1 protein-coding gene is annotated in these 11,878 nt (G+C 75.0%); it reads left to right on the forward strand.

The genetic code is table 11. The annotated features are described in order from the left end of the window. Positions 1 to 10: 10 nt before the first annotated feature. Positions 11 to 11,878 (forward strand): amino acid adenylation domain-containing protein (locus tag ND747_RS27670; RefSeq protein ID WP_374216340.1); only part of this gene is annotated, 11,868 nt, incomplete at its 3' end.

Raw genomic sequence — 11,878 nt, forward strand, 5'->3', positions numbered from 1 at the left:
GGCGAACCCGGTGCGCGCGCCCGGCCAGGGCCATCCGGTGAGCGCGGGGCAGCGCCGGATGTGGTTCCTGGCGCGGCTGCGGCCCGACAGCCGGGCCTACACGATCTCGACGGCCTTCGACCTGACCGGCCCGTTGGACGTCGACGCCCTGCACGCCGCGCTGCGCACCGTCGCCCGCCGGCACGAGATCCTGCGCACCACCTACCGGGTGACCGCGGGCGGCGAGCTCGAACAGGTCGTGCGCGACGACGTCGAACCCGGCTGGAGCCGGGTGGATGTCGGCGCCGAACCGGCCGAGCGGCAGGCCGAGGTCACCCGGGACGCCGCACTGCGGGCCGCCCGCCGTCCGTTCGACCTGGCCGCCGACTCGCCGCTGCGGGTCACCGTGATCCGCCACGACGACCACCGGCACACCCTGGCGCTGGCCGCGCACCACATCGCCTGGGACGACGCCTGCTGGGACATCTTCTTCGGCGACCTGCTCGCCGCCTACGACACCGTCGGCGCGGCCGACTCCACCGAGGCCGGTGTCCGGAAGGCCGGTGCCCGCGAAGTCGACGCGACCCCCGGCCAGTACCTCGACGTGGCACCGCCCGCCCACGGCCCGGACGAGTCCGGGCTCGTCTACTGGCGCCAGGCCCTGTCCCCGTTGGCCGAACCGGTGACCCTGCCGGCCCCCACCGCCGACGACCGTGGTGCCGGTGCCGGTGCCGGTGCCGGTGCCGCGGTTGCCGGGACGGGGACGGACGGTGGTCGGCAGGTCGTCCATCAGGCGTCGGAGGAGCTGGCTGGTCAGGTCCGTGCGTTCGCCGCCCGGCACGGGGCCACCCCGTTCATGGTGGTGTTCGCCGCCTACGCGGCCCTGCTGCACCGGGTGACCGGCTCCCGGGACGTCACCATCGGCACGCCGGTGGTCAACCGGGACGGCACCGAGACCGCGGGCGTGCTCGGCTATTTCGGTAACAGCCTGGCCCTGCGGCTGCCCGTCGGGCCGGCCGACACGTTCACCGACCTGCTGCTGCGCGCCCGCGAGGTGTGCCGGGGCGGTTTCGCCCACGCCGACGTCGACCTCGCCGACGTCGCCCGCGCGGTCAACCCGGACCGCGCGGACGGGGTGTCCAGCCTGTTCGCCACGATGATCGCGGTACGCCGGCCGGCCGCGGGGGCGCTGCGCGGCCGCGACCTGCACGGCGTGCGCCGCCCGCTGCACAACGGCACCGCCCAGTTCCCGCTGCTGGTCGTCGCCGAGTTCGCCGACGGCGCCGAGGCCGATCCCGGCGGGTTCGAACTGGAGACGACCTACCAGCACGGCGTGGTGTCGGCGGCGTTCGCGGAGTCGGTCGGCCCCCGGCTGGCACGGCTGCTCGCCGCCGCCCTCGCCACCCCGGACGCCCCGATCGGCATCCTTGACCTGCTCGCTTTCGAGGAACGGGCCCGCGTCCTGACCGCCGGCAACGTCAGCACCGCCGGCAACGTCACCGAGGACGCGGACGCCTCCGGCACGGTGCCGTGGACGACCCGGTTCGCCGCCCAGGCCGCCCGCGCACCGCAGCGTACGGCACTGGTCACCGCGGCGGGCAGCCTCACCTACGGTGAGCTGGCCGCGCGCGCCGACGACCTCGCCCGCACGCTGGTCGGTCAGGGTGTGCGACCCGGGACCGTCGTCGCCGTCGCGCTGCCCCGCACGGCCGAGCTGGTCGTGGCGGTGGCCGGCATCGGCCGGGCGGGCGGGGCGTACCTGCCCGTCGACGTCGACCACCCGGCCGACCGGATCGCCTTCGTGCTCGCCGACGCGGCACCGACGGTGCTGGTGACGACGAGCGCCCTCGCCGCCGGCCTGCCCCGCCCGCCCGGCACCGGACTTCTGCTGCTCGATGTCTCCGTGACCAATGCCTCCGCGACCAATGTCTCCGCGACCAGCGCCCCCACGACCGCCGTCTCCGCGGCGGAGCCGGCGCCGACGACATGGCCGCCGACGGTGGACCCGGACAGCGCCGTGTACGTGATCTACACGTCGGGGTCGACGGGACGGCCGAAGGGTGTGGTCGTCACCCACCGGTCGCTTGCGGTGTTCCTCGCGTCGTTCGTCGAGGCGGTGCGGATCGGCCCGGACGACCGGCTGCTCGGCGCGACGACCCTGGGCTTCGACCCGAGCACGGTCGAACTGCTGGCGCCGCTGACCCTGGGTGCGTCCTGCCGTCTCGTCGAGGCCGATGCGGGCCGGGACCCGGCGCGGCTCGCCGCGATCGTGACGTCCGGGGACGTGACGATCGCCCAGGCGACCCCGTCCCAGTGGCGGTCGATCCTGGCCGCGGCCGATCCGGGGCCGCTGCCGGTGCGCGTCCTGTGCGGCGGCGAGCCGTTGCCGCCCGACCTGGCCCGCGAACTCACCGAGCGGGCCCGCGACGTGACCAACGTCTATGGCCCGACCGAGGTGACCGTCTGGGCCACCACCGGCCCGACCGGGGGCAGGGGTGCGGCGTGCGGTCGTCCGACGGTGGGACGGCCGCTGCGCCACGTCCACGCCTATGTGCTCGACGGCGCGCTGATGCCCGTGGCACCCGGGGCGACCGGCGAGCTCTACCTGGCCGGGCCGGCCGTGGCCGCCGCCTATCTGGCCCGTCCGGCGCTGTCGGCCACCCGGTTCGTGGCCGACCCGTTCCACCCCGACCAGCGGATGTACCGCACCGGCGACCTCGCGCGCTGGACGGCCAGCGGCGAGCTGGACGTCGCCGGCCGCACGGACGACCAGGTGAAGCTGCGCGGTTTCCGGATCGAGCTGGGCGAGATCGAGACGGTGCTCGCCGCGCATCCGTCGGTGGCCCGCGCCGCCGCCGTCGTCCGCGAGGACGGCCCCGCCGGCCGCATCCTGGTCGCCTATGTCGTACCCGCGGCCGATGCCGCCGCCGATGCCGCCGATGCCGACGGTGACGGACGGCGGGTGTGGACCGAGCGGCTGCGGGCGCACGTGGCGAGCCGGCTGCCCGGGCACATGGTGCCGGCAGCGTTCGTCGGGCTGGCGGCACTGCCGACCACCGCCAACGGCAAGCTGGACCGCCGGGCGCTGCCCGCGCCGGACCTCGCCGCCGCCGGTGCCGGCCGGGCCCCGGCGACCGTGGCCGAGACGATCCTGCGCGACGCCTTCGCCGAGGTGCTCGCCCAGCCCGGAGTCGGCGTCGACGACTCGTTCTTCCACCTGGGCGGCGACAGCATCCTGGCGTTCGCGATGGTCACCCGGGCCGCGGCCCACGGGCTGACGGTGGCCCTGGCCGACGTCTTCGCCCACCCGACCGTCGCGGCTCTCGCCGAACTGGCCGAACTCGCCGAACTGGCTGAACCGGCCGAACTGGCTGAACCGAGCGCGCTGGCGGTGGACGAGACGGATCTGGCGCGCTGGCGGGCGCGGTTCCCGGCCGCGACGCAGGTGTGGCCGTTGTCCCCGTCGCAGGCGGGACTGCTGTTCCACCGGCTGCTCGATGGCGAGGACAGCTCCGACGTCTACGTCCTGCAGTTCGTCCTGGACCTGCAGGACGTGCCAGTCGCCGGGGACGCGTCAGTCGCCGGGGATGTGGCTCGGCTGCGGGCGGCGTCACGGGCGCTGGTCGCCCGGCACGAGGTGCTGCGGGCCGCGATCGTGTCCGACGGGCGTGCCCCGGCGCAGGTGGTTCTGCCCGCCGCGGAGCCGGAGTGGACCGTGGTCGACCTCTCCGACTGGCCGGTCGCCGAGACCCGGGCCGAGACCCGCCGGCTGATCGAGGCCGACCGGGCCGGGCGGTTCGATCTGGCGGCCCCACCGCTGATCCGCTTCCTGTGGGTGCGCACCGGCGCGGACACGGCCACCCTGGCCGTCTGCGCCCACCACATCGTCACCGACGGATGGTCGCTGCCGCTGTTGCTGCGCGAGCTGTTCACCCTCGCCGGTGCCGCGGACCCGGCGCAGGCCGCGTCCCGGCTGCCGGCACCGCGGCCGTACGCCGACCATCTGCGCTGGCTACAGGCCCAGGACGCGGACGCCGCCCGGGCCGCCTGGCGCATGGCACTGGCCGGCCTCGAGGCGCCGACCCTGCTCGCCCCCGCCGACGGCCACCGCACGCCAGCGGCACCTACCGCAGACGAGTCGGTCGAGGTGCCGCGGAGGGCGGCGGGGCCGGTCGCGTTGGAGCGGGAGATCGACACGGATCTCGCCCGGCGCCTCGACGTTCTTGGACGACAGCGGGGCGTGACGTTCGCGACGATCCTGCGGGCCGCGCACGCGGTGCTGCTGTCGCGGGCCGTCGGCCGTGACGACGTCGTGTTCGGCACCGCGGCCTCCGGTCGCCCGCCGGCGCTGGCCGGCGTCGACGCGATGGTCGGCTTGTTCGTCACCACCGTGCCGGTGCGGGTGGCGGTGCGCCCCGGTGACCCCGTCGTCACCCTGATGGTGAACCTGCAGGCCGCGCAGGGTGCCCTGTTCGACCATCATCACCTTGGTCTGGCCGAGATCCAGGCGACGGCCGGGCTCGGGGAACTGTTCGACACGCTGCTCGTCGTCGAGTCCTACCCGTTCGAGCCGGCCACCCTGCTGCCACCTGGCGGCCCGCGCCTGGTCGGCATCGACGGCCACGACGCCGCCCACTTCGCCCTCACCGTCCGGGTCATCCCCGGTGACCGGCCCCGGCTGACCTTCGGCTACCAGCCGGACCTGCTGGGCGCCGGGACCGTGGCGGGCCTGGCCGACCGGATGCTCGCCCTGCTGGCCGACATCGCCGCCGACCCGGACCGTCCCATCGGCGCCCTGGCCGCCCAAGCTCCCCAGCCGGCGTTCACCCTCGCACCCCGCGGTTCGTCGTCCGACGGGTTCGACCCGGAGGTGACCCTGCCGGCGCTGTTCGAGGCCCAGGTGCGCCGCGCACCGGACGCGGTGGCGCTGCGCTGGCGGGAGACCGAGCTGACCTACGCCGAGCTGGACGTGCGAGCGAACCGGCTCGCCCGGCTGCTGCGTGCTCGCGGCGTCGGGGCCGAATCGATCGTCGCGGTCGCCCTGCCCCGCTCGATCGACCTGGTCGTGGCACTGCTCGCGGTGCAGAAGGCGGGCGGGGCCTACCTCCCCGTCGACCCGGCCTACCCAGCCGAGCGGATCACCTTCATGCTGCGCGACGCGGCCCCGGTCTGTGCGGTGACGACCGTCGCCGTCCGTGGGACGCTGCCCGTGCGGGCCGGCGTGCCGCTGCTCGCCCTGGACGATCCGCTGGTCACCGCCGCGCTTGCCGAGCTGCCCCCGACCCCGCCGGACTCCGGTTCCGACGTCGACGCGCGCGCCGGCGCCCGCCGGGCCCGCGGGGACAACCTCGCCTACGTCATCTACACCTCCGGCTCCACCGGACGGCCCAAGGGCACCCTGGTCGCGCACCGCAACGTGGTGCGGCTGTTCGCCGACACCCGGGCCTGGTTCCACTTCGACGACCACGACGTGTGGACGCTGTTCCACTCGGTGTCGTTCGACTTCTCCGTCTGGGAGCTGTGGGGGCCGCTGCTGCACGGCGGCCGTCTCGTCGTCGTCGACCATGAGGTGTCCCGCTCGCCCGAGGCGTTCCGCGCCCTGCTGGCCCGCGAGTCGGTCACCGTCCTGAACCAGACGCCGTCCGCGTTCACCGCCCTCATCGACGCTGACCGGGACGCCGCGTCGGACGCCCCCGCGCTGGCACTGCGACTGGTGATCTTCGGTGGGGAGGCGCTGGAGACCAGCCGGCTCCAGCCCTGGTACGCCCGGTACGCGCCGGACGCCCCGCGCCTGGTCAACATGTACGGGATCACCGAGACCACGGTGCACGTCACCTACCTGCCGTTGGACGCCTCCTGCGGCACCGGCGGACGTGGGCTGATCGGCGAGCCGATCCCCGGCCTGCGGGCACGGCTGCTCGACCGGCACCTCACCCCCGTCCTGCCGGGTGCGCCCGGGGAGATCTACGTCAGTGGGATGCAGCTCGCGCGCGGCTACCTCGGCCGGCCCGGGCTGAGTGCCACCCGGTTCGTCGCCGACCCGCACGGCGGGCCCGGCGACCGGCTGTACCGTACCGGTGACCTTGCCCGGCAGGCCCCGGACGGCAGGCTGGAATACCTGGGCCGGGCTGACGACCAGGTTAAGATCCGCGGCTTCCGGATCGAGCCGGGGGAGATCGAGGCGGTGCTCGCCGCCGACCCGACGGTGGCCCACGCCGTCGTTCTCGCCCGCCCCGACGCCACCGGCCGGCCCCGCCTGATCGCCTACGTCGTTCCGTCCGGCGTTGGCTCCAACGGTGCTGGTCCCGACAGTGCTGGTCCCGACAGTGCTGGTCCCGACAGTGCCGGGCAGGTCGACGCGGCGGCGTTGCGGGCCCGGGTCGCGGCTGCACTGCCCGAGTTCATGGTGCCCGCGGCCATCGTCGCGCTGGCCGCCCTGCCGCTGACCGGCAATGGCAAGCTCGACCGGGCCGCGCTGCCCGCCCCCGACCTCGCCGCCGCGACCTCGGGCCGGGCCGGGCGCACGCAGCTCGAACGAACCCTGTGCGCGGTGTTCGGCGCCGTCCTCGGGCTTGACCGGGTCGGCGTCGACGACGACTTCCTGGCGCTCGGCGGCGACAGCATCCTTGCCATCGGGCTGGTCAACCGCGTCCGCCGGGAGGGCGTGCGGCTCACCCCCCGTGAGGTGTTCCTGCAGCGCACTCCGGCGGCGCTCGCCGCCCTCGTCGCCGCCCGCACCCCCGCCCCGCACGGCCCCGCACCCTTGACCAGCACCACCTTGACCAGCACCACCTCGGACGGGACCGTAGCGTCCGCACCGTCCGTCGCCGCGGCGGTCACCGGTCGCTCGGCCGCTGGCACCCTTGGCGGCGCGGCACCCGACGGCGAGGCGTTCGGGATGCTGACACCGCTGCCGATCATCGCCCGACTGGCCGAGTGGGGCGGGCAGATCCGGCGGTTCAACCAGGCCTTCCTGGTGAACACGCCGGCCGGCGCCGACGAGGCGAGCCTGCGGGCGGCGCTCGAGGCGCTGCGGGAACATCACGACGGGCTGCGGGCCCGCCTGCTGCGCCCGGCACCGTCGGTGTGGCTGCTGCAGGTTGACCCGCCGGCCGGCGCCGACCCGGACCTGCTCACCCGGATCGACGTGGCCGGGCTCGACGAGCCGGCACTGCGGGCGACGATCGCCGCCGCGTCCGGTGCGGCCGCGGGCCGGCTCGACCCCGACGCCGGGGCAATGGTGCGGGCGGTGTGGCTGGACGCCGGACCGGACCGGCCCGGCCGGCTGGTGCTGGTCGTCCACCATCTCGTCGTCGACGGGGTGTCGTGGCGGATCCTGCTCGACGACCTGGCCGAGGCGTACGCGGCGGTGCGTGCCCGGCAGCCCGCTGCCCTCGACCCGGTCGGTACCTCGCTGCGCGCCTTCACCCGGATCTTCGCCGACGCCGCCGGCGCACCCGAACGGCTGGGCGAGCTGGAGCACTGGCTGGCGACCCTCGCCCCCGGCGGACGCCCCTTCACCGCGCCAGCCCGACGGCCGATCGCCGCGGCCGGCACCGAACCACCGGGACCTGGCGCGGTGGGCACGGTTGCCGGCACCGAACGGCTGCGGGTCGACCTGCCCGTGTCGACGACATCGGCGCTGCTCACCGGCGTGCCGGTCACCACCGGCGCCGAGATCACCGACGTGGTGCTCACTGCGCTGCGCCGGGCGATCCCGTCGGATGATTTGTCCGGGGAGCTGATCGTCGACCTGGAACGGCACGGGCGCACCGAGCTCACCCCGGAGGTGGACCTCGCCCGCACGGTCGGCTGGTTCACCAGCATCGCCCCCGTGCGGCTCGGTTCCGGCCAGGGTCCGATCCGCGAGGTGCTCGCCGAGGTCGGCGCGGCGCTGCGGGCGGTGCCGGACGCCGGGGTCGGCTTCGGCATGCTGCGCTACGCCAACCCGCTGGCCGGGCCCGCCCTCGCCGCCGCGGGACGCGCCCAGGTGCTGTTCAACTACCTGGGCCGGTTCGGTACCGACGGACGGGTCGAGTTCGCCCCGGCCGCCGAGTTCGACGCGCTCGCCGCCGCACCCGACCCGGGCCTCGGCGTCGGCTATCCCCTGACCGTCGACGTGGCCTGCGTCGAGACGGCGCAGGGCCCGCGCCTGCAGGCCACGTTCACGTTTCTCACGACCGTCCTCGCCCCGGACGCGGTCGCCCGCATCGCCGCCGCCTTCCTCACCGCCCTCGACGAACTGGCCGCCCTCGTCCCGCCGGCGCCGGTCGAACTGTCGGCGCCGGTCGAACTGTCGGAGGTGCAGACGCGGCAGATCGCGCGGGCCTTCCCGGCCGGGATCGACGCGGTCTGGCCACTGTCCCCGCTGCAGGAAGGCCTGTACTTCCAGTGGGCGCTGGACCGCACCAGCGACGCCTACACCGCCCAGTTCTCCTTCGACTTCGACCACCGGCTGGACGTCGATCGGCTGCGCCGCGCCACCGCGGAGTTCATGGCCCACCACCCGACCGTGCGGGCCGGTTTCCTCAGCGACGCGCTGCCGCACACGGTGCAGGTCATTGTTCGGGACCTGCCGGTGCCGGTCGAGGAGATCGACCTGACCGGGCTCCCGGAACAGGTGCGTGACCAGCGGGCCACCGAGATCGCGGCGGCTGACCGGGCCCGCCCCTTCGACGTCGCCGCGCCGCCGCTGTTCCGGCTGACCCTGCTGCACCTGGCCGACGGCCTCGACCGACTCGTCATCAACCGCCAGGTCCTGCTGTGGGACGGCTGGTCCGGCGCCCTGGTCGTCGAGGACCTGCTCACCCGCTACGCCGCCCTGGCCACCCCGGCTGCACCGGCCGGCCCGGCGGCACCGGGCGCGTCCTTCGCCGACTACCTGGCCTGGCTGGGCGAACAGGACACGGCGGCGGCCGAGGTGGCCTGGCGCACGGCGCTCGACGGGCTGGACGAGCCCACCCTGGTGATCCCGGCGGCGCGGGGGCTGGCGCCGGTCGCGCCGGAGCGGATCACCGCCGAGGTGCCCGAAGCCACCACCGCGGCGGCCCGCGCGGCCGCCCGGGCGCACGGTGTCACCCTCAACACGATCTTCAACGCGGCGTTGGCGCTGGTGCTCGCGAGCGTCACCGGCAGTGACGACATCGTGTTCGGGACGACGGTGGCCGGGCGGCCGACCGACCTCAAGGGCATCGACGAGGTCGTCGGGCTGTTCCTGAACACCGTCCCGGTGCGGATCCGGCTCGATCCGGCCGAGTCCGTCGGGGACCTGCTGCGCCGGGTTGCCGGCGACCGCCTCGATCTGCTCGACCACGAGTACCTCGGGCTCGCCGAGATCCAGCGGGCCAGCGGGCATCCGGTGCTGTTCGACACGCTCTACGTGCTGCAGAACTTCATCGACGAGGTGGCGAACGAGCAGACCACCGCCCGCCACGGCATCATCGGCGGCTCAAGCCTCGACCACACCCACTTCCCGCTGACGTTCGTCCTGTTCCCGGGCGCGCGGATCACGATGCGCCTCGAGTACCGGGCGGACGTCGTCGGCGCGCCGCTCGCGCACGCCCTGTTCGACCGGTTCCTGGCCACCGTCGCCACCCTGGCGGCCGACCTCGACGCGCCCGTCGGCGGGATCGACCCACTGCTGCCGGCGGAGCGGGCCCGGCTGGCCGTCGACACCGCGCTGGTGCGCGAGCCGATCGGCACCGAGACCATCGCCGATCTGCTGGCCACCCGGGCCGCGGTGGTCGGCGCCGAGACCGCGCTCGTCCTCGGTGACCAGCGGCTGACCTACGCCGCCCTCGACACCCGGGTCAACCAGGTCGCCCGGCTGCTGATCGCCCGCGGCGCCGGCCCGGAGACGGTGGTCGCCCTGGGCCTTGGCCGCACCCTGGACATGGTCGTGGCCCTGTTCGCCGTACTGCGCACCGGCGCGGCCTACCTGCCGCTCGAACTCGACCATCCGCCGGCCCGCCTGGTGAGCATGGTCGCCGACGCCGGCGCCACCCTGGCCCTGACCACCGTCGCGGCCCGCCGTTACCTCACCGAACTCCCGGACGGCGCCGACCGCTGCGCCGATGTGGACGGTGCCGTCGGGCCAGACGGCGCCGCGGCATCCCGTCCGGACCGCACCGCCTCCCCGGCGGTGCGGTGGCTGGAGCTCGACGACCCGAAGCTGGCTGCGGAGCTTGCCGCCACCGCGTCGGGGGCGCTGTCGGACACGGAACTCGGCGCGTTCGCCCCCGACCGGGCCGACCGGCTCGACCATCCCGCCTACGTGATCTACACGTCCGGGTCGACGGGACGACCCAAGGGGGTCGTCACGCCCTACCGCGGGCTGACGAACATGCAGCTCAACCACCAGCGGGAGATCTTCGCCCCCACGGTGGCGGCGGCCGGCGGGCGGCAGCTGCGCATCGCGCACACCGTCTCGTTCGCCTTCGACATGTCCTGGGAGGAGCTGCTCTGGCTGGTCGAGGGCCACGAAGTGCACATCTGCGACGAGGAGCTGCGCCGCGACGCCGAGGGACTGGTCGCCTACTGCGACCGGCACCGCATCGACGTCGTCAACGTGACGCCGACCTACGCGCTGCACCTGTTCGAGGCCGGCCTGCTCGAGCGGGACGAGGACGCGGCCGAGGCGGCGCCCGGCGCCGGCCGGCACCGTCCGGCGCTGGTCATGCTCGGCGGGGAGGCGGTGCCCGACTCGGTGTGGAACCGGCTGCGCGACACCGACGACACCGCCGGCTACAACCTGTACGGGCCGACCGAGTACACCATCAACACCCTCGGCGCCGGCACGTCCGACAGCGTCACCCCCGCGGTCGGCCGGCCGATCCGCAACACGGCCGTGCACGTGTTGGACCGCTGGCTGCGCCCCGTCCCCGACGGCGTCGCCGGCGAGCTCTACATCACCGGAGACGGCCTGGCCCGCGGCTACCTGGGGCAGGTCGGCCTGACCGCGGCCCGGTTCGTCGCCGACCCCGTCCACCAGGGCGCACGGATGTACCGCACCGGGGACCTGGTGGTCCGCCGGCCCGACGGCAACCTGGACTTCCTCGGCCGCACCGACGACCAGCTCAAGATCCGCGGCCACCGGATCGAACTCGGCGAGGTCGTCTCGGCGCTCGACGGCCATCCGGCGGTCAGCCAGTCCGCGGTCATCGCCGTCCCCGATCCGACCCTGCCGGGCGCCAAGCGGCTGGTCGCCTACGTCGTGCCGGCCCGGCGCGCGGCGGACGACCGGGCGGCGACCGAGACCGAGCAGGTCGGCGAGTGGCAGCAGATCTACACCGACGAGTACGAACGGATCCCGACCGCGGCCACCGTGGCGGACTTCGCCGGCTGGGATTCCAGCTACGACGGGACGCCGATCCCGCTGCCCGACATGCGCCAGTGGCGGGCGGCCACCGTCGAGCGGATCCGGGCGCTCGCGCCCCAGCGGTCGCGCGACGGGGACGGATCGGGCCGGCGGATCCTGGAGATCGGGGTCGGCACCGGGCTGCTGCTCGGCCCGCTCGCCCCCGACTGCGCGGCGTACTGGGCGACGGACTTCGCCGCCCCGGTCATCGCGAAGCTGCGCGCCGAGGTCGCCGCCGACCCGGCCCGGTTCGGCGCCGTCGAGCTGCGCCACGCCCCGGCGCACGTCACCGACGGTCTGCCCCGCGCCTTCTTCGACACCATCGTGATCAACTCGGTGATCCAGTACTTCCCGAGCGCCGACTACCTGCGCGGCGTGCTGCTCGGTGCGCTGGACCTGCTCGCCCCCGACGGCGCGATCTTCGTCGGTGACGTGCGGGACCTCGGCCGGCTGCGGGCCTTCCACAGCGCGATAGAACGGGCCGCCACGGCCGCCACGGCCGCCACGGCCGCCACGGCCGCCACGGCCGCCACGGCCACCGCG

Origin of the sequence: Frankia sp. R82 (genome assembly GCF_023716925.1) — a bacterium.
Lineage (GTDB): Bacteria > Actinomycetota > Actinomycetes > Frankiales > Frankiaceae > Frankia.